The 25,151-nt window shown below is 58.0% G+C and carries 24 protein-coding genes and 1 tRNA gene; 4 read left to right on the forward strand and 21 right to left on the reverse strand.

The window, feature by feature from the left end; genetic code table 11:
- Positions 1-9 precede the first annotated feature (9 nt).
- The 14 genes from AB8880_05665 to AB8880_05730 all read right to left on the reverse strand — a co-directional run bounded on the left by AB8880_05665 (position 10) and on the right by AB8880_05730 (position 12,932).
- Positions 10-678, reverse strand: a complete 669-nt coding sequence (locus AB8880_05665; GenBank protein ID XDZ66872.1) for a protein-L-isoaspartate(D-aspartate) O-methyltransferase — start codon at positions 676-678, stop codon at positions 10-12.
- Positions 679-683: 5 nt separating this feature from the next.
- Entirely contained in the window at positions 684-1,466 is a 783-nt protein-coding gene (gene surE / locus AB8880_05670; GenBank protein XDZ66873.1) for a 5'/3'-nucleotidase SurE, read from the reverse strand.
- A 1-nt stretch (position 1,467) separates the two neighbouring features.
- Positions 1,468-2,760, reverse strand: a complete 1,293-nt coding sequence (gene serS / locus AB8880_05675; GenBank protein ID XDZ66874.1) for a serine--tRNA ligase — start codon at positions 2,758-2,760, stop codon at positions 1,468-1,470.
- Positions 2,761-2,786: 26 nt separating this feature from the next.
- Complete coding sequence (tatC, locus tag AB8880_05680; GenBank protein ID XDZ66875.1) at positions 2,787-3,602, reverse strand: twin-arginine translocase subunit TatC; 816 nt, start codon at positions 3,600-3,602, stop codon at positions 2,787-2,789.
- Positions 3,599-4,060 (reverse strand): Sec-independent protein translocase protein TatB, encoded by a 462-nt coding sequence (tatB, locus tag AB8880_05685; protein XDZ66876.1) that lies wholly within the window; start codon positions 4,058-4,060, stop codon positions 3,599-3,601. The genes tatC and tatB overlap by 4 nt, the downstream gene beginning before the upstream one ends.
- Positions 4,061-4,097: 37 nt before the next feature.
- Entirely contained in the window at positions 4,098-4,388 is a 291-nt protein-coding gene (locus tag AB8880_05690; GenBank protein XDZ66877.1) for a twin-arginine translocase TatA/TatE family subunit, read from the reverse strand.
- Positions 4,389-4,487: 99 nt separating this feature from the next.
- On the reverse strand, positions 4,488-5,537 hold the full coding sequence (locus AB8880_05695; GenBank protein XDZ66878.1) for an ABC transporter ATP-binding protein: 1,050 nt from the start codon (positions 5,535-5,537) through the stop codon (positions 4,488-4,490).
- A 6-nt stretch (positions 5,538-5,543) separates the two neighbouring features.
- On the reverse strand, positions 5,544-6,230 hold the full coding sequence (gene scpB, locus AB8880_05700; GenBank protein ID XDZ66879.1) for an SMC-Scp complex subunit ScpB: 687 nt from the start codon (positions 6,228-6,230) through the stop codon (positions 5,544-5,546).
- A complete protein-coding gene (locus tag AB8880_05705) occupies positions 6,227-7,024 on the reverse strand; it encodes a ScpA family protein (protein ID XDZ66880.1) in 798 nt (265 codons plus the stop codon). The genes scpB and AB8880_05705 overlap by 4 nt, the downstream gene beginning before the upstream one ends.
- Positions 7,021-7,986: an SPOR domain-containing protein gene (locus AB8880_05710; protein XDZ66881.1), complete on the reverse strand. Its 966-nt coding sequence runs from the start codon at positions 7,984-7,986 to the stop codon at positions 7,021-7,023. Before AB8880_05710 ends, AB8880_05705 begins: the two co-directional genes overlap by 4 nt.
- A gap of 5 nt (positions 7,987-7,991) precedes the next feature.
- The gene (gene argS / locus AB8880_05715; protein XDZ66882.1) at positions 7,992-9,716 is read right to left on the reverse strand and encodes an arginine--tRNA ligase; all 1,725 of its coding nucleotides are present in this window, start codon (positions 9,714-9,716) and stop codon (positions 7,992-7,994) included.
- Positions 9,717-9,719: 3 nt separating this feature from the next.
- A complete protein-coding gene (locus AB8880_05720) occupies positions 9,720-10,913 on the reverse strand; it encodes a deoxyguanosinetriphosphate triphosphohydrolase (GenBank protein ID XDZ66883.1) in 1,194 nt (397 codons plus the stop codon).
- A 261-nt stretch (positions 10,914-11,174) separates the two neighbouring features.
- Complete coding sequence (locus AB8880_05725; GenBank protein ID XDZ67028.1) at positions 11,175-12,569, reverse strand: ankyrin repeat domain-containing protein; 1,395 nt, start codon at positions 12,567-12,569, stop codon at positions 11,175-11,177.
- A 12-nt stretch (positions 12,570-12,581) separates the two neighbouring features.
- Complete coding sequence (locus tag AB8880_05730; GenBank protein XDZ66884.1) at positions 12,582-12,932, reverse strand: ankyrin repeat domain-containing protein; 351 nt, start codon at positions 12,930-12,932, stop codon at positions 12,582-12,584.
- 92 nt (positions 12,933-13,024) lie between these two features.
- Here AB8880_05730 and AB8880_05735 point away from each other — a divergent pair, with 92 nt between their 5' ends.
- The 3 genes from AB8880_05735 to xth are packed head-to-tail and all read left to right on the forward strand — an operon-like array spanning position 13,025 to position 14,511.
- Positions 13,025-13,351 carry a hypothetical protein gene (locus AB8880_05735; protein ID XDZ66885.1) on the forward strand — a complete coding sequence of 109 codons (327 nt, stop codon included), beginning with the start codon at positions 13,025-13,027 and terminating at the stop codon, positions 13,349-13,351.
- Entirely contained in the window at positions 13,344-13,706 is a 363-nt protein-coding gene (locus AB8880_05740) for a HesB/IscA family protein (protein XDZ66886.1), read from the forward strand. The genes AB8880_05735 and AB8880_05740 overlap by 8 nt, the downstream gene beginning before the upstream one ends.
- Complete coding sequence (gene xth, locus AB8880_05745; protein ID XDZ66887.1) at positions 13,696-14,511, forward strand: exodeoxyribonuclease III; 816 nt, start codon at positions 13,696-13,698, stop codon at positions 14,509-14,511. Before AB8880_05740 ends, xth begins: the two co-directional genes overlap by 11 nt.
- 227 nt (positions 14,512-14,738) lie before the next feature.
- On the opposite strand, the gene AB8880_05750 is transcribed toward xth, so the two are convergent.
- The 6 genes from AB8880_05750 to AB8880_05775 all read right to left on the reverse strand — a co-directional run bounded on the left by AB8880_05750 (position 14,739) and on the right by AB8880_05775 (position 23,279).
- Entirely contained in the window at positions 14,739-15,923 is a 1,185-nt protein-coding gene (locus AB8880_05750; protein ID XDZ66888.1) for an ankyrin repeat domain-containing protein, read from the reverse strand.
- A 175-nt stretch (positions 15,924-16,098) separates the two neighbouring features.
- Positions 16,099-17,820 carry a dihydroxy-acid dehydratase gene (gene ilvD / locus AB8880_05755; GenBank protein ID XDZ66889.1) on the reverse strand — a complete coding sequence of 574 codons (1,722 nt, stop codon included), beginning with the start codon at positions 17,818-17,820 and terminating at the stop codon, positions 16,099-16,101.
- A gap of 29 nt (positions 17,821-17,849) precedes the next feature.
- Positions 17,850-20,486, reverse strand: a complete 2,637-nt coding sequence (locus AB8880_05760; GenBank protein XDZ66890.1) for a valine--tRNA ligase — start codon at positions 20,484-20,486, stop codon at positions 17,850-17,852.
- A gap of 97 nt (positions 20,487-20,583) precedes the next feature.
- Positions 20,584-21,243 carry a hypothetical protein gene (locus AB8880_05765; protein ID XDZ66891.1) on the reverse strand — a complete coding sequence of 220 codons (660 nt, stop codon included), beginning with the start codon at positions 21,241-21,243 and terminating at the stop codon, positions 20,584-20,586.
- A 7-nt stretch (positions 21,244-21,250) separates the two neighbouring features.
- Positions 21,251-22,624, reverse strand: a complete 1,374-nt coding sequence (locus AB8880_05770; protein ID XDZ66892.1) for a TolC family protein — start codon at positions 22,622-22,624, stop codon at positions 21,251-21,253.
- Positions 22,614-23,279 carry a protein-L-isoaspartate O-methyltransferase gene (locus tag AB8880_05775; protein XDZ66893.1) on the reverse strand — a complete coding sequence of 222 codons (666 nt, stop codon included), beginning with the start codon at positions 23,277-23,279 and terminating at the stop codon, positions 22,614-22,616. Before AB8880_05775 ends, AB8880_05770 begins: the two co-directional genes overlap by 11 nt.
- 222 nt (positions 23,280-23,501) lie before the next feature.
- On the opposite strand from AB8880_05775, the gene AB8880_05780 reads away from it, so the two are divergent.
- Positions 23,502-23,575, forward strand: a tRNA-Cys gene (locus AB8880_05780).
- A gap of 25 nt (positions 23,576-23,600) precedes the next feature.
- On the opposite strand, the gene AB8880_05785 is transcribed toward AB8880_05780, so the two are convergent.
- Positions 23,601-25,151 carry a trimethylamine methyltransferase family protein gene (locus AB8880_05785; protein XDZ66894.1) on the reverse strand — a complete coding sequence of 517 codons (1,551 nt, stop codon included), beginning with the start codon at positions 25,149-25,151 and terminating at the stop codon, positions 23,601-23,603.

Below are 25,151 nucleotides of genomic sequence, written 5' to 3' on the forward strand. Positions count from 1 at the left end.
TACCTTACTTTATATTGGGTCTGCGCCCCGATCAATACCAACATCTGTGATGAGCGGGACAAATCGCACATCAAAGAGATCTTCGGATTTATGCACCCCATCATCACCCATGCGATATTTCCTGAGTTTCTGTGGCATGTCAGCCTCCCCTACGGGCGCGACCAGAATACCGCCAGGCTTCAATTGCCTGAGCAGATTTTCAGGGGACGTTTTTATCGCGCAGGTCAGAATGATGCGATCAAACGGGGCGGCTTCCGGCCAGCCAAGCGCCCCATCACCATGGCGTGCGGTCAGGTTCGTCACCTTGAGCGCCTGAAGGCGGCGTTCGGCTTCGACCAGAAGAGGCCGCAGGCGTTCAATCGTATAGACCCGGCGGCATATATGCGACAAAACCGCCGCCTGATATCCGGACCCGGTGCCTATTTCGAGCACACGTTCCTTTCCGGTAAGTTCAAGCTCCGCTGTCATGCGCGCGACCACATAGGGCTGGCTGATCGTCTGCCCCTGGCTGATCGGCAAGGATACATTATCGTAGGCATGGGGACGTAATGCCGCGGGGACAAAACCTTCCCGCGGCGTCATTTCTATCGCTTTCAGCACGTTGGTGTTCCGGATGCCAAGACCACGCAACTGCATGATGAGCATGGCCTTTTTTTCCAGAAGTGGTTCTTCTGTCATGATGGTCAGGCGATCTTTTGCGTAAGCGTTCCCAGAAACTCACGATCTGTCATGTTGATGCTGAGCGGGCATAATGCGATATGTCCATCGAGGAGCGCGCCGATATCGGTCCCCTCTTCGACGTCGAGACGCTGGCGGGCCATGCCGATACGGTAGGTGTTCTCCCCTGATCCCGGCATCACATCATCGGAATTCTTGTGTCGGCCGACCATGATCGGCTTGATCCCTTTTACCTCATCGGCAGGAAGGCTCGGAAAGTTGACGTTCATGATGACGCCTTCCGGCCAGCCTTCGGCAAGCAGCATCCGGATGACATTGCCGGCATGTGCCCCGGCGGCGGCGAAAACATCCGGATTATCCCGGGGAATTTCGATGCTGTATTTCTGGGAAAGCGCGATGGCCGGCACACCATGCACCACCGCTTCCCAGGCCGCGCCAATCGTTCCCGAACAGGTGATGTCATCGGCGACATTCATGCCGAGATTGATGCCGCTCAAGACCAGATCGGGGCGGGTATCGTTCATGAAGTGATTAAGGGCAAGGATCATGCAATCCGTCGGCGTTCCATCGCAGGTCATCCGCCGCTCGCCATGATGGGTGACTTTCAACTCACGCTTGAGGGTCAATGATCTGCCATAGCCCGAACAATTGTCATCCGGGGCGAAAACCCAGACTTCATCGGCGATGCCGGTTGCGATCTCTTCAAGGATGGCAAGGCCTTTTGCGTCAATCCCGTCGTCGTTGGTGATAAGCACGCGCCCGATTTTACCGGATGATGACCGCAACATGTCAGCTCCCGTCCCGACGAAGTTCGGACATGCCTCCCATATAGGGCTGAAGCACGTCAGGGATGAGGACAGAGCCATCTTCCTGCTGGTAGTTTTCAAGAACGGCAATCATGGTCCTGCCGACGGCAAGGCCGGAGCCGTTGAGCGTATGGACAAAACGCGTATCCTTGCTGCCGGAATCGCGGAAACGTGCTTTCATCCGCCGGGCCTGGAACGGGCCGCAATTCGAGCAGGAGGATATCTCCCGGTACATGCCCCTGCCTTCATCCTGGCCGGGAAGCCATACCTCGATATCATAAGTCCGCCGGGCGGAAAAACCGGTATCCCCCGAGCACAGCAGCATCACCCGATACGAAAGACCGAGGCGCTGAAGAATGGTCTCCGCGCATGACGTCATCCGCTCAAGCTCTTCATCGGAATGATCGGGATGAGAAATGGAAACCAGTTCCACCTTGGAGAACTGGTGCTGGCGTATCATGCCGCGCGTATCACGGCCTGCGGCACCTGCCTCGGCACGGAAACACGGGGTATAGGCCGTCAGCCGCATCGGCAGCTGATCGGCGGGCAGAATGTCACCGGCGACAAGATTGGTCAGCGGCACTTCGGCGGTGGGGATAAGCCAGCGGTCGTCTTCGGTATGAAAGAGATCTTCGGCGAATTTCGGCAACTGGCCGGTGCCGGCCATGGTCTCCCCCTTCACGAGGGCGGGCGGGAGAATTTCCTGATAGCCGAACTCCCCGCAATGGATATCCAGCATGAAGGCCGCAAGCGCACGTTCCAGCCGCGCAAGACCGCCTTTAAGCACGACGAACCGGGCACCGGAAAGTTTGGCCCCGGCGGCAAAATCCATCATGCCGAGCCCTTCGCCGATATCGACGTGATCACGGGCCGGAAAAGGAAGCTTTACGGCTTCGCCCACGCTGCGGACAAGCTGATTCTCTACTTCATCGGCGCCATCAGGGACCTTTTCATCAAGGATATTGGGAAGACCCATGAGCAAGGCGCCGAGGTCTTCGGCCAGTTGCCGTTCACGTTCTTCCATCTGCCCCATGGAATCCTTCATCGCGGCGACTTCGGCCATGATGGCGCTGGCATCGCCCCCCTCTTTCTTGATCTGTCCGATCTGGCGGGAGGCGTCGTTGCGGCGCTGCTGCATTTCCTGAAGGCTGGTCTGAATCTGCCGGCGTTCCGTATCAAGGGCGAGAATATCCGCCGCCTGCGGGGCAATCCCCCGGCGGGCCAGCGCCCGGTCAAACCCATCCGCATCGTCACGAATGAAACGGATGTCATGCATCGGCAACTCCATTTAACAAGCGCAAGCTACGCATTTTCCGGGTCCTCTTCCGGTTGCGGCACCATGATACGGGTGGCAATGATGGATAACTCATAAAGGAAGATCACCGGTACCGCCAGCATCACCTGGCTGATCACATCCGGTGGCGTCATGATCGCCGCGGCAATGAATGAAAACAGGATGGCGTATTTCCGTTTTTCAGCAAGTCCGCGCGCCGTCACCAGCCCGGCCTTGGCCAGAAGCAGAATGACAACCGGAAGCTCGAAGGAAAGGCCGAAGGCAAAGATCAGCCGCATCACGAGGCTGAGATATTCGGAAATCCTCGGCTCGACTTCGATGGCGAGAGAGGTGTCGCCGCCGGCTATCTGAAAGGAAAGGAAGAAATTCCAGGCCAGCGGGATCACCAGATAATAGACCATCGCCCCGCCGAGAAAGAACAGGACCGGGGTTGCGATGAGAAACGGCAGGAAGGCCTTTTTCTCGGATTTGTAGAGCCCCGGGGCAACAAACCGCCAGATCTGCATCAGGATGATGGGAAAGGCGACGAAGAGCGAGACGAAGAAGGCGACCTTGATCTGGGTGAAAAACGCTTCATGCAGGGCGGTGAAGATCATCCGCCCGCCCTGGGCCCTGAGAATATCCGCCAGCGGCTGCTGCAGGAAGAGGTAGACGATATCCGCGATATTCGGCGTATCGGAACCAAAGGGCCGCACAAGACAAGCGATGAAAAGCACGACAAAAACAACGATACAGACAATCAGCCGATTGCGCAGCTCCGCCAGATGCGAGAGCAGCGGCATCGATCCGTCGTCGAGATTATCTTCACTGACCTTTTCATTCATGATGACGCACTATCGCCCGGTGTTTTGGAAGAAACGGGGGTTTTGGAGGAAATGGGTTCGTTTCGGGATTTTTCAGTTTTGCTCCCGGCAACGACCTTGTCGGCTTCCTTCGCGGTTGCTGTTTTCAGCTCATCGGCGGTGGATTTGATGCTCTTGACGCTTTCGTCGAGGCCGGCATCCTTCTGGGCTTCATCAAAAGCGTCCTTGACTTCCGCCATGGGAGCAGAAAGATCTTCGATGCGGCCGCTTTTCGCATCATCGAAGGCCTTTTTGACATCACGAAATTCCTCCTGATTGGCAACTTCCATCATCGAGGTCTGAAATTCGCGTGCCATCCCGCGCGCCTTGCCCATGAATTTGGCAAAAGCACGCAACACCTTTGGCAGGTCCTTGGGGCCGACCACGACCACAAGCACCAGCGCAATTACCATGAATTCCTGCCAGCCTAGATCCAGCATCGGTTACAGACTTTCCTCTGAAAAAGAGATGATGCGATCAGCTTTTGGCCTTGACCTTGCGAGACGCTTTTTTCGCGGCCTTCTTTTTCCTGGCAGTCTTTTTCTTGGTCGCTCTCTTCCTGGCTGGTGCAGGTGCCGGCTCGGGATCAGCCTCGATCACTTCAACATCTTCGGCTTCAACGGCATTTTCATCTTTCATGCCGGTCTTGAAATTCCTGAGACCTTTGCCGAAATCACCCATGATGCCCGAAATCTTTCCGGGGCGAGCAAACAGAATAAGAACAATGGCGAGGATAAGAATCCACTGCCAGATACCGGTGATGCCCATGTGACAATCTCTCCGTCAGGTTAATTACCGAATGACTATAGCCCCATCGCCAAGCAAACCGCAACGGTACATTTGATCATTATGGCCGAGATATTCATATCATCCTTCGGCAAAGATGAAAACCTGGCTCGGATCGACCGAAAGGGTCACCTGCTGGCCGGGGGAAAGCATGTTGAGGCCGGGCACCCTTGCGTGAAGATGAAGATCTTCTCCTCCCGGCAGAGGCATTGACAGGTGAACAAGGCTGTAGCGCCCGAGAAGGCGGGTTTCCATGACTTCGGCATTGGGTTTGCTGCCATTGCCGATGACGAGGCCTTCATTGCGGATAATGAGCGCGGCATTATGGCCTGTTGTTCCTTCCGGCATGTCAAACTCGCCCAGCGGCGTGACAAGATGGCCCTGGCGAATGACGCCTTCGACCCGGTTTACCTCACCGAAGAATTCGGCGACAAACGCATTGCTAGGGCGGCAATAGAGATCGATCGGCCTGCCTGTCTGTTCGATCCGGCCCGAGCGCATGACATAGATGCGGTCTGACATGAACATGGCTTCCTCGCTGTCATGGGTGACCATCAGGACGGCGGTGCCTGTTTCCTTCAGGATATGAAGCATGTCATCCCGGATACGTTCACGCAGGCGGCTGTCCAGTCCGGCGTAAGGCTCATCCATGAGGATCAGTCTCGGCTCAGGCGCCAGCGCCCGGGCCAGCGCAACCCGCTGCTGCTGGCCGCCGGAAAGCTCATCCGGCATGACGTCCCCGAGACCGGCAAGATCAACATGTTCAAGAACGGTGTTGACCCGGGCCTCCTTGTCTTCCCGGCTCATCCCCGTATGGACGCCATCAAGCCCGAACAGGATGTTCCGGCGCACCGACATATGCGGAAACAGCGCGTAATCCTGAAAGACAAGCCCGATCCCGCGCTCTTCGGGCGGGATGAACATATCCGCGCTCGCCACCACCCTGCCATCAAGCATGATCGTGCCGGACCGGAGCTTTTCCAGCCCTGATGCGAGGCGCAGAATGGTCGATTTCCCGCAGCCGGACGGACCCAAAAGGCTAACCACCTCACCTTTCCGGATCTGGATTGAAATATCCTCGACCGACGGGGTTTCACCATAGGCATGGCTGACATTCTCAAAAGTCAGCATGGCGGCTCACTCCCCTTCGTCTTCATCAAGGTCTTCGGGAAATTCAAAATCGGGATGATCTTCCATCAGGTCATCGCCGGTATCTTCGCTGTCATCTTCATCCCACATGGTATTGAGCATGTCGCCGATACCGTTCGCATCGGAAATGCTCTGGCCGGACCTGAGTAGCCCTGCCTGCTCCAATTCCTCAAGACCGGGCAAGGCGTTGATATCCTCAAGGCCGAAATGATCAAGAAATCCTTCGGTGGTGCCCCAGGTCAGGGGCCGACCGGGAGACCGGCGACGTCCACGGGGCTTGATCCAGCCCAGTTCAAGAAGAATGTCCATGGTCCCGCGTGAGATCGACACGCCGCGTATCTCCTCAATCTCGGCGCGGGTGACCGGCTGGTGATAGGCGATAATGGACAGCACTTCCAGCGCCGCCCGCGACAGGGGCCGTTCGGACTGCTTTTCCACGGTCAGCAGGGCGGCGATATCGGCGCGGGTGCGAATAGCCCAGGATGCACCAACTTTTCGCAGTTCAAGCCCGCTGTCTTCCCCGTAGCGCGCCGAAATCCGGGCAAGGATATCGGCAAGTTCGATATCTTCCGGCAGATGTTTTTTGAGCAAATGTTCCGGCACGGGTTCGGTTGAGGCAAAAATCATCGCCTCGATAACCCGGCTCGGCGTTGCAAGAACATCGGAGGTGGTCATGGCACTTGTCTTCTCCTGGTTGTGGCAAGCCAGATCGGGCCGAAGGCAGAATCCTGGCGCAGTTTCAAGGCGCCGTCACGCACCAGTTCAAGCGAGGCGGTGAAATGGGACGCCAGCGCCGAGCGTTCATCGAGCGGACCTGAATAATCCCGGGGCAGGAAGGATTGCAAGGTTGCCCAGCCCGGACTGACCTTGAGCAACTCACCAAGGCGTTTCATCGCTTCCTCGACGCTGTAAAGACGACTTGAGGCGATGGTGAGCGTGCCGGTCTCTTTGGCCGAGGCGATCTTGCCATAGGCGCTGATCAGGTCAAACAGCGTCGCGTTGAAGGTGATCGCGTTTTTCGGCGAGAAATATTCGGGCTGGCCGCTTGTATGTCGTTCCTGGCCGAGACGCGGCAGGGCCATGAGACGAGGGCCGGCTTTCTGCATCGCTTCAAGACGCATGAGCTGAAATTTGAGCGCATCGGCCATGTCGATGGTCTCTTCCTGCTCATCCGCATCGGGATCAGGCAGAAGAAGCCGGGATTTGAGATAGGCAAGCCAGGCCGCCATCACCAGATAATCGGCGGCGATTTCGATATCAAGATCACGGGCGGAACTGATGAAGGCCAGATACTGCTCTGCCAGGGGAAGGATGGCAAGTCTGGCGAGATCCACCTTCTGCTCACGCGCAAGGGAAAGAAGAAGATCAATCGGACCTTCAAACCCGTCCAGCGTCACGAACAGGGCCATCTGGCCATCCGAACTGACCACGGGCTGCACCGGGGCGGTGAAATCATCATTCCCGGTCATGGCGTATCTTCCAGAAGTTTGGTGATGCAGTCCTGCCCTACCGAGCGCAGGGTATTGCAGAGCCGGGCGGCTTCGGCGCGCAGCATCGGATCCGACACCACCCGCCAGTACTCCCCGCGCTTGATATGGCCAAGCTCAACCCCGTTGAGGCGCTCGGCATGTTTCTGGCTGAGAAGGGCCGCCGTGGTCTTGGCGCTTTTTTCGGTCTTGAACGCGGCAAACTGAACGACAAAATAGGGCTCGCCATCCTGACTGCGGGGACGTTTCTTGGGCAGGGTTTCAGGTGGCGTGTTGAGCACGGATTCAACCGCATCATCGATATTTTCAGGCTTGGCAGATTCAGGCTGGGTTGGTTCAGTTGAGACTGTTGCGGCCGGGGCGATTGCAGGTTGGGCAGATTCAGGCTGGGTGGCTTCAGTCGAGACTGTTTCAGTCGAGACTGTTGCAGCCGGGGCAGCCACAGGTTCTGCCGGGGCAGCCACAGGTTCTGCCGGGGCATCCTCGGGCTGGGTAGCCTCAGGCTGGGCGGGTTCAGCCGGGGCAGCCACAGGCTGACTGGACGACGGCTCGGGAGGGGCGGCGGAAGCTGCCGCAGGTTCCGGGGAGGCCGGAGAGGCGGCGGTCGCGGCGGTGGTCTGCGTTGCGTTATCAACCGCAATCGGCGGCAGTTCAGGCTCGCTTTCCGGCGGTAGGAGGACTTCGGTGCCTGTCTTGTCGTCTTGCTGTTTTTCGAGAAGCGACATGACCGGGCTGTCCTGGCTGTTGATCGTAAGCCCGCCCGGATGTTCAGGTTCGACCTTATAGGGGGAGGTATCGGCTTTCAGAATGACCAGCGGCGTATCCCGTTCATCATCGACAATCAAGAGCACAACACCGACAACAGCCATGGCCATCCCTACCGCCAGGAGGAGGATGGTCAACAAGCTTCTGTTTTTCGGGCTGGCCTGATCCTGATCCGTCATGGGGACTACATTTCCTCCGCAGCTTCGACGCCAAGCATAGCAAGTCCCGAGCGGATCACCAATGCCGTTGCATCGACAAGACGCAGCCTTGCCATGGTTGCGGGACGATCATCCTCAAGGATGAAACGCAAGGACGGATCATCCCTGCCCTTGTTCCAGAGCGTATGGAAAGCCGCGGCAAGATCATTGAGATGAAAGGCGATGCGATGCGGCTCATGCGCGATGGCCGCGCTTTCAACCATCCGCGGCCAGGATGCCAGAAGACGGATAAGCGCCATTTCCGCTTCATCCTTAAGGGGGGAGAGATCAACCCTGTCTTCGATCCGGCCGCCGGCCTGCCGCAATACCGACGAGGCCCTTGCATGGGCATATTGAACATAGAAAACAGGGTTGTCCCGAGATTGTTCGGTCACCCTCGCGTAATCGAAATCCATGGCCTGATCGCTGCGGCGGGTCAGCATGATGAATCTGAGGATATCCTTGCCGACGCTGTCAAGCACATCGGAAAGGGTGACGAATGTCCCCGCACGTTTCGACATTTTGACCGGCTTGCCCTTGTCCATCAGATTGACCAGCTGGCAGAGCCGCACATCAAGCGCATCCTTCCTGCCGGAAAGGGCGGCAACCGAAGCCTGCATCCTTTTGACATAGCCGCCGTGATCCGCCCCCCAGATATTGATCAGCCGCCCCGCCCCGCGCGAGAGTTTATCAAGATGATAGGCCACGTCGGAGGCGAAATACGTCCAGGTGCCATCGGATTTGCGGATCGGCCGGTCAATATCATCGCCGAAATCGGTGGAACGGAACAAGGTCTGCTCTCGCGGCTCCCAATCATCGGGGATCTTGCCCTTGGGGGGATCAAGAACGCCTTCATAGATCAGGCCTCTCCGGGCCAGTTCATCCATGGTTTTTTCCACCGCCCCGTTTTCTACAAGCGCGCGTTCGGAAGAAAACACATCCATCCTGATGCCGAGACGGACCAGATCTTCCCGGATATCGGCCATCATCGCCTCAATGGCAAAGGCGCGCACCACCGGCAGCCATTCCTCTTCCGGGGCGTTCATGTAGCGTTCCCCATGGGCCTGGGCAAAAGCGCGGCCTGTTTCGATCAGATATTCCCCGGGATAGAACCCTTTGGGGATGGTGCCGATATCCTCCCCCATGGCTTCCCGATACCTTAGATAGGCGGAGCGGGCGAGCGTATCCACCTGGGTGCCCGCATCGTTGATGTAATATTCGCGGGTCACCTCGAATCCGGCCTTTTCCAGAAGCGCGGCCAGGCTGTCGCCGATGATGGCACCGCGGGCATGGGCGGCGTGAAGCGGGCCGGTCGGGTTTGCCGAAACATATTCGACATTGACCTTCTGTCCTGTGCCGATATCGGACCTGCCCCAATCCTCACCGGCGGCAAGACAGGCATCAAGCGTATCCCGCCAGATCGCAGGATCAAGCCTGATATTGATAAATCCGGGACCGGCGATCTCAACCCCCGTGATGCCGTCAACCTGTTGAAGCGGTGCGGTGATCATCTCCGCCAGATCGCGAGGCTTCATCCCCGCCGATTTCGCCAGCACCATGGCGGCGTTGGTGGCAAGATCCCCATGGGAAGGGTCGCGCGGCGCCTCACACCCGACGGAGGTGATTGCAAGGCCATCGGCAAGAGCACCTTTGCTGACCAGATCGTCAAGGATGGCGCGTATTTCGGTTTCAAAATGCGTATAGATGTTCATCACTTATCTCAGGATCGGTCCAAGATCAAAAAGGCGTTCGTATTCCATCATAGCGTATCGGTCGGTCATGCTGGCAATATAATCGGCAATCTGCCTTGCCTTTTGCTCTTCCGGCAAGTCGGCAAGAGCGCGGCCGTCGATCTGCTGCCAGTCCCCGGGCAGGACATTCGGCTGGGCCATGAAAAGATCAAAAAGCTGGCGGGTGACGCGGCGGGCCTTGCTCGTCATCCGGTTGACCTTGTAATGCCGCCAGACGGCGCGGAAAAGAAAGGATTTGAGCGTATCGAGATCCGTTGCCATGGAGGGGGAAAAGGCGGCAACCGGCATCCCTGCCCCGCGGATATCATCGGCGGATTTCGGGGCGATTTCATCAAGGCGGCGGCGGGTTTCCCTGACCAGATCGGTCACCGCATCGCTGATCAGGCGGCGGGTCAATTCATGGACAAGACGCGAGGTTTCAAGCCTGCCGTAGCGCTTTTTAAGGTCTGCCAGCACCGGCCCGGCCAGCGGCAGATCAAGCATCAGCTCCGGATCAAGGAGGCCGGCCCTTATCCCGTCATCGCAATCATGGGCAAGATAGGCGATATCATCGGAAAGCGCGGCCACCTGCGCTTCGAGGCTCGCGTAGGTATCAAGGCCGAAATTCATGCCGGCATCGAGTTCCATCACCGTCGGGCGGATGGCTTCGGGATCAATGGGCCCGTTATGCTTGATCACGCCTTCGAGGGTCTCCCATGTCAGGTTGAGGCCGTCAAATTCAGCGTAGCAATGTTCAAGGCTGGTGAGGATACGGACGGTCTGTTCGTTATGATCGAACCCGCCTGCCCCCTGCATGGCGGCGTCAAGCTCATATTCCCCGGCATGGCCGAAGGGAGTGTGGCCGAGATCATGGGCAAGGGCGATGGCCTCGGCGAGATCATCATCAATCCCGAGCTGGCGGGAAATCGCCCTTGTGATCTGGGCGACTTCAAGCGAATGAGTCAGCCGGGTGCGGAAATAATCACCTTCATGGTAGATGAAGACCTGGGTCTTGTGCTTGAGCCTGCGGAAAGCGCCGCAATGGATGATGCGGTCACGATCACGCTGAAAGGGGCTGCGCGGATCATGCGCATCGCGATCCGGCACCGCAATCTGCCGGCCGCGGGACTGCCGGTGATCGGAGGCATATTCTGCCAGAATGGGATGATGCTCGGTCATGCGCGTTCTCTTGAGGTGATGCCGCGACCATACCGTTTTACCCCCCCTTTGGGCAATGCCTTTATCACGCGATTTACACGGCGGGGGAGTCACGAGCGGGGGGCAACGCCGATGGCGGGGGCAACGCGGGGGATTTCAATGGGGGTGTGGGGCGTGGCTTGGGGTGAGCGGCACCTCCTCGGGGGATGGTGGGGTGGGTTGATGTGCGGGTTGATGTGGCGCGAGACCTCCTCGGGGGATGGTGGGGTGTGGTGGTGGCCGTTAATATCTGGCTTCGTTAAGTTCCCAGTACATGTCCGTACCCTTGACCTTGTCGTTTGTCTCAGCCAGATCGACGGGTAGAAGGCCATTCAAAGCACGGACTTTTATATTCGCCCCGGCTTGAAGCAACGCCTTTATATTCTCAGGCGTGCCATCTCTCGCTGCATAATGAAGCGGCGTGCGGCGAAGTTTGTCCCGAACATTGATATCTAACCCAGCCTTGACTAATGCCTCGATGGTTTGTGGTGTACCTAATCCCGCTGCCCTATGAAGCGGGGTTTGACCATTCTTGTTGCGGGCCTCGATATCTGCCCCGACCTTGAGAAGCGCGCGGATGGTTTGTGCTGTGCCTCCTACCGCCGCATGATGAAGCGGAGTCCAGCCATCCTTGTCCCAACTCTCTATAACAGCCCCAGCCTCGGCAAGCGTAATAATATTTTGTGACGTGCCGGATACCGCAGCATAATGCAATGGGGTGACGCCACCCTTGTCGTGGGCGTTGACCTCTGCTCCCTCTTTGATTAGGAAACGAATATTTTGTGACGTGCCTGATTTAGCCGCATAATGAAGCGGGGTGTGGCCATATTTGTTACGAGCATTAATATCTGCCTTAGCCTCGATAAGCGCACGGATTATCTCGAGCGCACCTAATCCCGCCGCCCAATGCAGTGGGGTGGCACCATCCCTTTCGCGAGAATTTACATCCGCTCCGATATTGACAAGTACGTGGATATGCTCTTGCGTGCCGAATGCTGCAGCCCAATGAAGTAGGGTGGCATCATCATTGTCGCGGGCATTTACATCCGCTCCAACTTTAATGAGTTCCTTGATTGTCTCTGGTTTGCCTTCACCTGCCGCCTTATGTAGCGGAGTGGCGCCATACTTGTCGCGTGCATTGATATTAGCTCCAACCTCGACAAGAGGCCGGATGTTTTCAGGTGTGCCGTGTTGTGCTACGAAATGAAGAGGGGTGAGGTCATTCATGTCTCGGGCGTTGACTTCCGCCCCTATATTGACAAGTGTACGGATGTTCTCGGGTGTACCAACTACCGCCGCATCATAAAGTGGCGTGGCGCCATACTTATCGCGGGCGTTAACATCTGCCCCGGCTTCGACAAGCGTACGGATATTTTCGGGCATATCTGATCCCGCCGCCCTATGAAGCGGGGTGGCGCCATTTTCTGCCCGCGCTTCGATCTCCGCACCAGCCTCAATGAGTGCGCGGATATTCTCAGGCATACCGTACTCCGCCGCATCATGAAGCGGGGTGTTCCGATACTTGTCTCGGACTTCGATCTCTGCCCCGGCCTCGATGAGTGCACGGATGTTCTCAGGCGTGCCAAATTGTGCCGCCCGATGAAGTGGGGTTATGCCACCACCGGCACGGGCCTCAATCTTTGCCCCGGCTTAGATGAGAGTACGGATATTCTCGGGAATGCCTGATTCAGCCGCCCAATGTAGCGGGGTTGAGCCAAACAGACTGCGCGCCTCGATCTTCGCCCCCGCCTTGATGAGTGCTAAAATGGTCTCGGGCGTTCCATGTCCAGCCGCATAATGCAAGGGGGTGGCACCATTCTTGCCTTGGACGTTGACGTTGGCGCCGTTTGTGAGTTCTTGCCGTAGCGTTTCAATGCTGGCGCTTTTCCACCATTCCCTGCTGCAGAGATTGCCGCAGGATTCCGCCTTTGCCGCCACCGGCAGCATGAGTATCGGGGCCATGAACGCCATTACCAGCGTCAGTTTCAAGAGTGATCGCATCTCCCCCCTCCTTTGTTCTTTTTGTTGATCCGTGTGGATCTTTTGATCAAGGGTAGCACGGGGATGATTAAGAAATAGTTAAGGGAAAAGGCGTGGTTCAGGCCGCCGGAGAAGAAGCCGCCCGCACCCGCAAAAGAAGCTCTCCGGGCTGCTGGAAAAGAAGCATTCACGCAATCACAAAAGATGCCCCCTGCCCCCGAGCACCCGCAAAAGAAGAAAAACGGGCCGCTGGAAAAGAAGCCGCCCGCGCTAACGCAAAAGAAGCTCTCCGGGCCGCCGGAAAAGAAGCCGCCCGCGCTAACGCAACCTCGCAACCCGAGCACCTGCAAAAGAAGCACCCCGCGCAACTTGCGGCCGATGGCCCGAAGCATTATATTCAATATATCACCAATCTCAGGATCGTGACGCGCCATGGATGACATCACCACTTCACCACGCACCGATTTCCGCCTGACGCCTCAGGCGATCGACCGGGTTTCCTTCCTGCTCGAACAGGAAGAGGGCGACGTGTTCCGTGTCGCCGTTCTGGGCGGCGGATGCAGCGGGTTCCAGTACAGTTTCAGCATCGATGACGCCCCGGCCGAAGATGACCAGGTGCTCAACCTCGCCGATAGCGGCGGTAAACCTGTCCGTGTCGTGGTCGATGAGATGTCGCTCGAATTTCTCGCCGGCAGTGAACTTGACTATGTGCAGGAACTGATCGGCAGTTATTTCCAGGTCTCAAACCCGAACGCGACCGCCTCCTGCGGATGTGGAACGTCCTTTGCCATCTGATCACGTCACCATCGCCAGCTGGAATGTCAATTCCATCAAGGTGCGTGCCCCGCAGGTGGTGGACTGGCTCAAGACCTCGGGCACCGATATCCTCTTCATGCAGGAGATCAAATGCGTCGATGACGCCTTCCCGCGGGAGATGTTCGAGGCGGCCGGATATACCTGCCATGTCCATGGCCAGAAAACCTATAACGGCGTTGCCATCGCAACCCGGATACCGCTTGAGGATATCCGCCGCGGCCTGCCCGATGCCCCTGATCAGGGAAGTGAGGAACAGGCGCGTTTCATTTCAGCCAGGCTGGGCGATGTCACGCTTGCGGGGCTCTACATGCCGAACGGCAACCCGACGCTGGCCGATGACGGCTCAATCCATCCGAAACTTTCCTATAAACTCGACTGGATGAAGAAACTCGCCGAATATGCCGACGGGCTCAACCAGGCGCGGCGGCCGGTGATCTTCCTCGGTGATTTCAATATCATCCCCGGGGCGATGGATGCCTGGGATATCGACGCCTGGAAGGGCGATGCCCTGCACCACCCCGAAACGCTGGCGCTGTTCCGGCGGATGTGCTGGCTCGGCTATACCGATGCCTTCCGTGGCCTTGACCCGAACGCCATCGCCTACAGTTTCTGGGATTATCAGGGCGGTGCCTGGCAGAAAGATCACGGCATCCGGATCGACCATATCCTCGCCAATGCCGAGGCCATGGACCGGATGCGCGAAGCCGGAATCGACAAAACCCCGCGCGGCAATGACCGCGCCAGCGACCATACCCCTGTCTGGTGCCGCCTCACCACCGGATGAGGGTGGGGTTTTGATGCGGGGGCCACGGTGCGGGGTCGATGTGGTGGGCACGGTGCGGGGGTCGATGCGGGGGGGGGCCACGGTGTGGGGGGCTTGGTAAGTGAGGGTGCCCGCCCCTGACGTGACCCGATGTGATCGGGACAATGCGGTGGGGCGAGGCAAGTGATGGGGTGCCCGCCCCTGACGTGACCTGATGTGGCGGGCGAGGCAAGCGATGGGGTGCGGGGTCAATGTCGGGCTTCGTTAAGTTTTCGGTACATATCCGAGCCCTTTATTTCGCCTCCAAACTTGACATTTCCCTCAACCAGATCCACGGGTAGAAGGTCATCTTCGGTCCGTGCCCGAATATCTGCTCCGGCCTCGACAAGTGTGCTTATGTTTTCGGGCTTGCCTGCCGCCGCCGCCCTATGAAGCGGGGTCCAGCCATCCTGGTCACGGGCTTCGATATCCGCCCTCGCCTCGATGAGTGCACGGATATTCTCGGGCATGTATGATTCCGCCGCCCTATGAAGCGGGGTATGGCCATTTTTGGTCCGCGCCCTAATATCTGCCCCGGCCTTGATGAGTTTACATATGGGTTTAAGCGTGTTAGAAAACGCAGCCAAATGAAGCGGGGTGCAGCCATTCTTATCTCGGGCATTGACTTCCGCCCCGCTCTTAATGAGTGCGATGATGTTGCTGGAGCCACGCCTCGCCGCCCAATGAAGCGGAGTGGCTCCATTCTTGTCACGGACTTCGGTCTTCCCTCCGACTTCGATAAGCATTCTGATATCCACAGGTGTGCCGTCTTCTGCCGCACTATGAAGAGGAGTACCGCCATTCTCGTTGTCGACGGCATTGATATCCGCTCCGGCTTCGACAAGTGTGCGGATGTTTTGGGGTCTGCCTCTGAAGAGTAACCAATGAATCGCCACTGCCGACTTATGAAGCGGGGTGTATCCATCTTTATCTTGTGCATTGATCTCTGCTCCAGCCTCAATAAGTGCACTAATGTTATGAGGTTTGCTATAAGCGGCAGCACGATGAAGGGGAGTAAGCCCTTGTTTATCTTTGACATTAACATTTGCACCAGTCTCAACAAGCGCAAGAATGTTCTGAGGCCTGCCTTGCCAAGCCGCCCAATGAAGCGGGGTCCGGCCTTTATTGTCCCGCGCCTCAATCTCCGCGCCGGAACCGACCAGCGCTGAAATTGCCGCAGGCGTGCCCTTGCGGGCCGCCCAATGCAGCGCCGTCATCCCGCGTTCATCGCGGGCATTGACCGCGGCGCCGAGGGCAAGCTCCTTTTCAAGCGCCACCACGTCTGCCGTGTTCCACCATTTCCTGTCGCAAAGATTGCCGCAATCCGCTGCCGCCGCGCCCGGACCTGCCGGAAGCAATGCCGACGCCAGCGCCATGGCGAAAACATATCGCATCGCCCCATCCTCCCATTGATACCCGGCCTGATGTGCCGAGTTTGCCGGCCAAGACTAGCACAAGAACGGTTAATAAATGGTTAAGGCAAGGGGGCGGAAAGAGAAAAAGGCCAGCCCCGGGGCTGGCCTTTTCATCTCTGTCGGGGGTGATCCCCGCCCAGATATCGGCGTAGACCTAGATATCGGCGTAGACGTGCTTTTCCGATCTGGCGCCGGGATGGGTTATCGCGCCCTTTTCGGCTGAGCCGACGGTCTGGGCGTATTTCCAGAGCGTTCCCGACTGGTAATCGGTTTCCCGCGGGGTCCATTCCTTGCGGCGGGATTCAAGCTCGGCATCGCTGAGATCAACGGTGATGGTGTTATTCTCCGCGTCGATGGTGATCACATCGCCGTCCTTGAGCAGGCCGATGGGCCCGCCTACCGCAGCTTCCGGGCCGACATGGCCGATACAGAACCCGCGTGTCGCCCCTGAAAACCGGCCATCGGTGATCAGCGCGACCTTGTCGCCCATCCCCTGGCCATAGATGGCGGCGGTGGTGGCCAGCATCTCCCGCATGCCGGGGCCGCCTTTGGGGCCTTCGTAGCGGATGACAATCACATCACCTTCCTTGTAGTCGCGGCGCTCCACCGCGGCGAAGGCATCTTCCTCGCAGTCAAAACAGCGGGCCGTGCCGGTGAAGACGAGATTCTTCATCCCCGCCACCTTGACGATCGCGCCTTCGGGGGCAAGATTTCCCCGCAGGCCGACAACCCCGCCGGTGGGCGAAAGCGGGCTGGTGGTGGGATAGATGACGTCCTGATCTTTCGGGATCACCACATGGCGGAGGTTTTCCGCCATGGTCTTGCCGGTGACGGTGATGCAGTCACCATGGATGAAGCCGCCATCTAGAAGCGCCTTGAGCAGAACAGGCACCCCGCCGATTTCAAACATGTCCTTGGCAACGTAGCGGCCGCCGGGCTTGAGATCAGCAATATACGGCGTGCGCTTGAAGATCTCCGACACATCGTGAAGATCAAAATCAATGCCGCATTCCGCTGCCAGCGCCGGCAGATGAAGCCCGGCATTCGTCGATCCACCCGATGCCGCGACAACGGTGGCGGCGTTTTCAAAAGCCTTTCGGGTCAGGATATCCCGGGGACGAAGATTGGTCTTGAGAAGCTCCATCACCGCCCGGCCGGAATGATAGGCGTATTCATCCCGGGTTTCGTAAGGCGCCGGCGCCCCGGCTGATCCCGGGATGGCAAGACCGATCGCTTCCGATACGCAGGCCATGGTATTGGCGGTGAACTGGCCACCACAGGACCCGGCACTCGGGCAGGCGACGCATTCAAGCTCATGCAGGTCTTCATCCGACATGTTCCCCGCCGCATGGGCGCCCACGGCCTCAAACACGTCCTGAACGGTCACGTCCCTGTCCTTGAACCGCCCCGGCAGGATCGAGCCGCCATACATGAAAACAGACGGGATATTGAGCCGGGCCATGGCCATCATGACCCCGGGCAGGGATTTATCGCATCCCGCAAGACCGACCAACGCATCATAGCAATGGCCGCGGACCGTCAGCTCGATGGAATCGGCGATGACTTCGCGGCTGACCAGCGAGGATTTCATGCCCTGATGCCCCATGGCAATCCCGTCGGTCACGGTGATGGTGGTGAACTCACGCGGGGAGCCCTTGTTATCGGCAACGCCTTTCTTTGCGGCCTTGGCCTGGCGATCCAGCGTAATGTTGCAGGGGGCAGCCTCATTCCAGGTGGACACAACGCCGACCAGCGGCTGATTGATCTCCTCTTCGGTCATGCCCATGGCGTAGTAATAGGAACGGTGCGGCGCACGTTCCGGGCCGACCGATACATACCGGCTCGGGAGTTTGGATTTATCCCAGTTGCTTGTCATGTTGTCCTCCATATCATGTGTCAGCATAATCAGCCAAGACGATCCCGGGCAAGCGAAAGCCGGGCACGAGTTTCGTTTTCCTCCGCCAGGCGGCGGCGGTTTTCTTCAATCACGTCTTCGGGAGCTTTGGCCATGAAGCCGGGGTTGCCAAGCTTTCCTTCAAGTTTGCGTATTTCCTGTTCAACCGCGGTGATCTCCTTCTCGAGGCGGGCGCGCTCGGCGTCAAAATCGAGAATACCGGCCAGCGGCAGGGCAAAACCGATCCCGTCGACAACGCCTTGCGCCGATTGTGCGGGCATGGTTTCGGCAAAACTTACCTCCTCAACCCGGGCCAGACGCAGGACCGAGGCCAGATTGCCCTCAACCCGCCGGCGCAGCGTCTCATCCCCCGATGGCAGGACAAGTTCAGGCTTGGCCGCAACCGGCACATTCATCTCATTCCGGATTGACCGGATGGCGGTGATCAGATCGACGATGAAACCGATTTCGGCCGCTGCCTTGCTGTTGTCGCCGGTGGAGATGTCAGGCCAGCGCGAGGTGATGAGCATCCCGGAATTGCCGAACACCTTCTGCCAGAGCTCTTCGGTCAGAAACGGCATCATGGGATGCAGCATCCGGATAGCCTCGGCGATGACGCGGGTGGCTACGGCGCGGGTCTCTTTGCTTGAGGTGTCTTCTTCGGCAAGCTGGGGTTTGATCAGTTCAAGATACCAGTCGCAATAGCTGTTCCAGATGAATTTATAGATCGCATCGGCCGCTTCGTTGAAGCGGTATTCTTCGATGGAAGACGAAACTTTGCGGCCTGTTTCCGCAAGTTCATGAACAATCCACCGGTTGACCGGCTCATTCACGGCGGCAAGATCAACCTCCATGCCCGCATCGCAACCATTCATCTGAAGAAAGCGGCAGGCGTTCCAGATCTTGGTGGCGAAATTCCGATAGCCCTCGATACGGCTTTCGGCAAGTTTGATATCCCTGCCCTGGGCGGCCATGGCCGCCAGCGTAAAGCGCAGCGCATCGGCACCGTATTTGTCGCTGAGCTCGAGTGGATCCATCACGTTGCCCTTGGATTTGGACATTTTCTGCCCTTTTTCATCGCGGACAAGGGCATGGATATAGACATCGCGGAACGGGACTTCGCCATTCATGAAATGCATGCTGAGCATCATCATCCGGGCAACCCAGAAAAAGATGATATCAAATCCGGTGACCAGCACATCACCCGGATAATAGCGGCTGACCTCCTCGGTCTCTTCCGGCCATCCCAGGGTTGAAAACGGCCATAACCCTGATGAAAACCAGGTATCGAGCACATCTTCATCCTGATTGAGGGGGACCGCCTTGCCGTAATGGGCATGGGCAAGCGCCTCCGCTTCCTCCTGATCCATCGCCACGAAGGGCGTGCCATCGGGACCATACCAGGCCGGGATACGGTGCCCCCACCAGAGCTGGCGGGACACGCACCATGGCTGGATGTTGCGCATCCATTCAAAATAGGTTTTCTCCCATCGCTGGGGGACGATCCGGGTCCGGCCATCCTCGACGGCCTTGATCGCCGGCCGGGCCAGGGTGTGGGCGTCCACATACCACTGATCCATCAACCAGGGTTCCACCGGAACACCTGATCTGTCGCCATGGGGAACGGTGTGGGTTGTCTCGGTCACTTCAGCCAGAAGCCCGAGGCTTTCAAAGGTTTCGATGACACGTTTGCGGGCATCAAACCGGTCAAGTCCCTGCCAGTCTGGGGGGGTGTTCTCGTTGAGCCTTGCTTCGGCATCGAGGATGTTGATCATCGGCAGATTATGGCGACGGCCAAGCTCGAAATCGTTGAAATCATGGGCCGGGGTGATCTTCACCGCGCCTGATCCCTTTTCCATATCTGAATATTCATCGGCCACGATCGGAATCCGGCGGCCGACAATGGGCAGGATGACGTTCTTGCCGACAAGGTGACGATACCGCGCATCATCGGGATGGACCGCAACCGCGGTATCACCGAGCATCGTTTCCGGGCGGGTGGTGGCAACCGTGATAAAAGCCCCCTCCTCGCCTTCGATCGGGTAGTTGAGGTGCCAGTAATTGCCCTGGACTTCCTTTTGTTCAACTTCAAGATCCGAAATCGCGGTCAGGAGTTTCGGGTCCCAGTTCACCAGCCGCTTGTCGCGGTAGATCAGCCCCTGACGATGAAGATCGACAAAGACTTTCCGCACCGCGTTCGACAAGCCCTCATCCATGGTAAAGCGATCACGCGGCCAGTCCGGGGATGCGCCAAGCGAGCGCAGCTGGCGGCTGATCGTTCCCCCGGAGTGGTCTTTCCATTGCCAGACACGTTCAATGAACTTTTCACGCCCGAGATCACGGCGATCAATCCCCTCGGCATTGAGCATGCGCTCCACCACCATCTGGGTGGCGATACCGGCATGATCCGTGCCAGGCTGCCATAACGCATCCCGGCCGGTCATGCGATGATAGCGGATCAGAATATCCTGTAGCGTGAAGGTCAGCGCATGGCCGATATGAAGCGAGCCCGTGACATTCGGCGGCGGCATCATGATCGTATAGGGTTGAGCCGAACTCGACGGATCGCAGGCGAAACTGCCTTCCTTCATCCAGCGTTCGTACCATGCCGCTTCAAACTGTTTCGGATCATAGGTTTTATCTAGCATATCAGCCTCAGGCTATCGAATTGCGCGGTCAATGGGTTGTTCTAATGAGATTGGGCTGATTTGCCAAGAGGCCAAGGTCATGCCGGGGGTAATGTCATCAATCTAGGGTTGTTGCTTTCGGTGGCCGGCCTCTCTTGCCGGCCTTTTTGGTCGCCGTGGTCATGGTTTTTTCGATGCCCTTTTTGGGGGCATTTTTGGGTGTTTTTTTTGAGGCCTGTTTCGGGGTCTTGGGAGCTGTTTTTCCGGCGGCGGATTTCCGGGCCTGTTTTCTGGCGGTTGTGCTGTTGGTTTTCGGTTTCCGTGACGTTCCAGAAGATGCACCTGCACTGGCAGGGGATTTGCTGGCAGAGGATTTGCGGCTGGAGGATTTGCGGCTGGAGGATTTGCGGCTGGAGGTCTTCTTGAGTTCGAGCCCTTCTTCTGCCATCACTTCACGGATAAGAACAGGGACGTTTTTCCTGATCCAGCCTGAAAGTTCATCCTTGATGATGGCGCGAACACCATCGGAGATGTCCGTGCCGGCTTGCCGCACCTCACCCGTGGATCCATCCTGTGCAAGCCGGCGAAGAGATGTGGATATATCATCTTCCACTGACTGAACGGGCGACTGAACGGGATTGCCGAGGCCAGGCACATGGGTGGTGATGATCTTGTCCTCGGCAAGAGGAAGGAAGTTTCCCGGGCGGACGATATCCTGAAGAAGGAGGATGGGTGCAGTATCCTTGTGTCTTTTCATGTCCTGCCCGATCGCCGCCATGATTTCATCAATCCGGGTAATCAAGCGCCGGGAAAGGCCGTGCCACAAGCGGGTTTACGGCCGGTGCCAGATCATCCACCGGAGACAGACCTTCAAGACCGAGATCCGTGGCTGAAAGCCTGCCCATGCTGGCCAGAAGCTCAAAGGCGGAGAGCACCTGATCCCGATTGGCGATGAGCAGATTCAATTCCGCGTTGACCACATCCTGTTCGGCATCAAGCAGGTCAAGAAAGGTTTTCAGGCCAAAGGATACTTCACTCTGCGTGCCGTTGCGAACAAGGATCGCCGCTTCGAGTTCCGCCTTATGGGCGTCAATGATGGCCGAGTTTGACGCAAAATCACGCCAGGCATTTTCACCGGCAAGAATGGTCTGGCGGCGGCTGTCTTCGAGGTTGAAAATCTCCGCCCGATGCTCCGCCACCGCGGCCCGGGCCGAACTTCTAACGGACGAACTGGGGAAAAGCGGCATCGACAAGGTGATCCTGGCCGAAACGCTATCCTTGTCACCTGCATCGGTCGTGGCTTCGGTGGTGAGCCCGGAGAGGCTGAAATCCACCGTCGGCCGGACCTGGGCCACCAGCACGTCAAGGGATTTGCGGGACACCCTCTCATTCAGGAGAGCAAGGCGGTGATCCAGATTCTGCTGCTCGGCAATCTGCCCGGCTTCGGGTGCGGAGGCCGGCAGACCGGCGGGCAGGTCAGGCATGGAAAGTTCCGCCGGCGGCGTGCCGATCCGGGTGCGATAGGTTTCCTCGGCATTCGCCTGACTGGTTTCTGCCTCGATCAGGCTTGCTCTGGCGCGGGCAAGACGGGCGCGGGTGCCGGCAAGTTCGGTCGGCGTGCTTTCCCCAAGATTGAGCTTGAGTTCTGTTGCCTTGAGATGTTCTTCTAGGCGGGCAAGATTCCTCTTTTCAAGTTCAAGCCTGTCCCGGGCCGCGGCCAGAACGATATAGGCGGAAAGACTTTCAAGAAGAACGCGCTGCTCTGCCTTGCCAAGCGAGGTTCTGGCGATATCGAGGAGAAGCCCGGCATTGCCTTCCCTGGCATCGGCAAGACCACCATCATAAAGAGGTTTGGTCATCGTCACCGTCAGGTTGGCGGAATCGTTTTTCTTGAAATCGGCGTCGCTGGTGGATTGCTGGCTTGCGGTGCCGGTCGCCGAAAGCGTGGCGGAAAGATCCATCGATGATCTGGCGATGACGATATCTTCCCTGGCCGCCAGCACCGCCTGCCGCGCCGCGGCCAGCACATCGGACTGCTCAACCGCTTTCTGCAACTCGATTTCGAGAATGTCGCCAGCCTGGCTTGCACCCGAGGAAAGTGACAGGCCGAACACCAGCATGAGCGGAACAAGTGAGAATTCCTTGAGATTATACCGCAAAGTCGAACCCCTTCTCGGTTGCAAATTCAGGCAGAAAAGGTGAATAGGCATCAAAAAGAACGGAATGGGCGAAGCTGTTGCCGGCGCGAACATATTTCACCACCCGGCCAGGGCCGTTCGGTGCATCGCGAAGAATGGTAACACATCTGCCATCTTCGGCAAGCTGGCCCAGAACAGCGTCAGGAACCGTCGAGACCGAGCCTTCGATGATGATGGCGTTATAGGGAGATTCGGCGCGGAAACCTTCGGTCAGATCCGCGTGCAGAACCACGGCGTTATCCACCCCGCTTTCGATAAGGTTGCTCTGGCCCCTGGCGGCGATCTCTTCATGCGATTCGATCCCGACGACGGACTGCACGAAGCGTGAGAGGATGGCGGTGCTGTAGCCAAGCGCGGCCCCGAGATCCAGAACGATATCCGCGGGTTTGAGCTCCAGCGCCTGAACCATGCGGGCAAACACCATGGGCTCAAGGATGAATCTGCCGCCATCAAGCATCAGATCTTCATCGATATAGGCAAGATCGGCGGTGTCCCTGCCCACATATTTCTCCCGCGGCACCTCTTCAAACGCTTCAAGAACCCGGATATCGGTCACCTTGTTGGTGCGAAGCTGGGATTCCACCATGAGGCGGCGGCGATCTTCAAAAACGGACATGGAGTCTTCCCTTCAGCGACAGGATATTTATCAAGCGGAACATACCGGATGCCCGGAAATATGAAAAGACCGAAGATGCAGAAGCGTGAATCAATTTTTATCCCGTCCTCCGGGCAAGATGCACCATCTCCCCGCAACGAGCTTCTAATTTTCCGTACCCTGCTGAGGGGAAGTTTGTTGACGCCTCAGGGTGCATGGGGTAGAAAATGCCCGCACTCAAGAGGCCCGGTGGCAGAGTGGTTATGCAGCGGACTGCAAATCCGTGAACATCGGTTCGATTCCGGTCCGGGCCTCCAAGTTCAGATCCCCTTTAATTTCTGATCAAGGCTCGCCGTTGCCGATCTCTTCCTTGCGGCGGGCGACATAGGCTTCGAGCTCTTCGCGGATTGCTTCATCGATGGCGGGCGGGGTAAAGGATTTGAGGATATCCTGCCAGATAGCCATGGCACGTTCGGTTGCGGACAGGCCCCCGGCCGCGGCCCAGTTCTCGTTATTCTGCCAGTCGCTGACCATGGGAGCGTAAAACGCCTCCCGGTAGCGCGCAAGCGTGTGGGCGGTGCCGAAAAAATGACCGCCGGGCCCGACATCAGCCATCGCCTCAAGGGCAAAATCCTCATCGCTGAAACCGGCGGGAGAAACAAGGCTTATCATCATCTGGAGCATTTCCACATCAATCACCAGTTTTTCCATCGATGCCACCAGCCCGCCTTCAAGCCAGCCCGCCGCATGGTAGATCAGGTTGCCGCACCCGGTGACCGCTCCCCAGAGCGCCATCTGGGTTTCATAGGCGGCCTGCGCATCAACGGTGTTGGCCGCGTTGCAGGCACTTGTCCGGTAGGGAAGATCATAGCGACGGGCCAGCTGCCCACCGGCCATATTGGCGCGGCAATTCTCCGGTGTCCCGAAGGCGGGCGCGCCGCTTTTCATGTCGACATTCGAGGTGAAGCCGCCATAGACAATTCTGGCGCCGGGATGAACGCTCTGAATCAGGGCGATGGTAAAAAGCGCTTCGGCATTCTGCTGGGCCAGCGCGGCGGCAAAAGTCACCGGCGTCATCGCCCCCATGAGCGTGAAGGGCGTGATGATGATCGCCTGGCCCAGTTCCGCAAGTTTGAGGGCGGCATCGGACATTTCCTGATCCAGCACCCGCGGGGAATTGACGTTGATATTCGTCATCGCGGAGGGATCATCCTTTAGGGCATCCAGGCTGAGGCCGCGCCCGATCGCCAGCATCCTTGCCGCATCCTCGACCCGCGCAGCCCCGATCGACATGCATGAGGTGACCTTGTCGGAGAGAAGGATCGTCGCAAGCATCGAATCCAGATGGCGGGTATTGGCGGGAAGATCGGTGGTTGCCAGTGTCTGATTGCCCATGAAGTGAATAGCGTTGAAACTCTGCCCGAGGCGGATCAGGTCCTTGAAATCCGCAAGCGTTCCCGGACGCCGCCCGCGCAGGCAATCATGGACATTCGGCGGGCCCGAAACCAGCCCGAAATTGATTGACGCGCCGCCTATCCGAAGCGCTTTTGCCGGATCACGCGGCGTCAGGGTGAATTCAGGCGGGGCTTTGGCGACCATTTCCTCAACAAAGGCAGGGTCCATCCGCACCAGTTCTTCTGTTTCATCCACCATGCAGCCCGCGGCGCGGAGATGCGCCCGGGCCGTGGCGCTGAGAACACGCATTCCCAATGTGCTGATGATCTTCAATGATGCTTCATGCACCGCCTCGATCTGATCCGCGCTAAGGGGTTCGATCAGGTAACGGGTATTTGAAAGAGGCTGGAACGGCATCTGCCCTGATATCGGTGAGGCGGGCGAAGCCTCCTTGCCATTGCCGCGACGACGTGATCGTCTTTCCCTCTCCTGCGCCAT

It is taken from the genome of Alphaproteobacteria bacterium LSUCC0684, from assembly GCA_041228335.1.
Classification (GTDB): domain Bacteria; phylum Pseudomonadota; class Alphaproteobacteria; order Puniceispirillales; family UBA1172.

Excerpts from the sequence above, each read along its gene's own strand:
- AB8880_05695 (XDZ66878.1), bottom strand. The coding sequence starts at position 5,537 with ATGCTGACTTTTGAGAATGTCAGCCATGCCTATGGTGAAACCCCGTCG.
- AB8880_05785 (XDZ66894.1), bottom strand. The coding sequence starts at position 25,151 with ATGGCGCAGGAGAGGGAAAGACGATCACGTCGTCGCGGCAATGGCAAG.
- AB8880_05710 (XDZ66881.1), bottom strand. The coding sequence starts at position 7,986 with ATGACGGATCAGGATCAGGCCAGCCCGAAAAACAGAAGCTTGTTGACC.
- AB8880_05730 (XDZ66884.1), bottom strand. The coding sequence starts at position 12,932 with ATGCGATCACTCTTGAAACTGACGCTGGTAATGGCGTTCATGGCCCCG.
- AB8880_05765 (XDZ66891.1), bottom strand. The coding sequence starts at position 21,243 with ATGGCGGCGATCGGGCAGGACATGAAAAGACACAAGGATACTGCACCC.
- AB8880_05750 (XDZ66888.1), bottom strand. The coding sequence starts at position 15,923 with ATGCGATATGTTTTCGCCATGGCGCTGGCGTCGGCATTGCTTCCGGCA.
- tatB (XDZ66876.1), bottom strand. The coding sequence starts at position 4,060 with ATGCTGGATCTAGGCTGGCAGGAATTCATGGTAATTGCGCTGGTGCTT.
- AB8880_05760 (XDZ66890.1), bottom strand. The coding sequence starts at position 20,486 with ATGCTAGATAAAACCTATGATCCGAAACAGTTTGAAGCGGCATGGTAC.
- AB8880_05705 (XDZ66880.1), bottom strand. The coding sequence starts at position 7,024 with ATGACCGGGAATGATGATTTCACCGCCCCGGTGCAGCCCGTGGTCAGT.
- surE (XDZ66873.1), bottom strand. The coding sequence starts at position 1,466 with ATGTTGCGGTCATCATCCGGTAAAATCGGGCGCGTGCTTATCACCAAC.
- ilvD (XDZ66889.1), bottom strand. The coding sequence starts at position 17,820 with ATGACAAGCAACTGGGATAAATCCAAACTCCCGAGCCGGTATGTATCG.
- AB8880_05720 (XDZ66883.1), bottom strand. The coding sequence starts at position 10,913 with ATGACCGAGCATCATCCCATTCTGGCAGAATATGCCTCCGATCACCGG.
- tatC (XDZ66875.1), bottom strand. The coding sequence starts at position 3,602 with ATGAATGAAAAGGTCAGTGAAGATAATCTCGACGACGGATCGATGCCG.
- AB8880_05775 (XDZ66893.1), bottom strand. The coding sequence starts at position 23,279 with ATGTCCGTTTTTGAAGATCGCCGCCGCCTCATGGTGGAATCCCAGCTT.
- scpB (XDZ66879.1), bottom strand. The coding sequence starts at position 6,230 with ATGACCACCTCCGATGTTCTTGCAACGCCGAGCCGGGTTATCGAGGCG.
- AB8880_05690 (XDZ66877.1), bottom strand. The coding sequence starts at position 4,388 with ATGGGCATCACCGGTATCTGGCAGTGGATTCTTATCCTCGCCATTGTT.
- serS (XDZ66874.1), bottom strand. The coding sequence starts at position 2,760 with ATGCATGACATCCGTTTCATTCGTGACGATGCGGATGGGTTTGACCGG.
- AB8880_05740 (XDZ66886.1), top strand. The coding sequence starts at position 13,344 with ATGGATGACATCACCACTTCACCACGCACCGATTTCCGCCTGACGCCT.
- AB8880_05665 (XDZ66872.1), bottom strand. The coding sequence starts at position 678 with ATGACAGAAGAACCACTTCTGGAAAAAAAGGCCATGCTCATCATGCAG.
- argS (XDZ66882.1), bottom strand. The coding sequence starts at position 9,716 with ATGAACATCTATACGCATTTTGAAACCGAAATACGCGCCATCCTTGAC.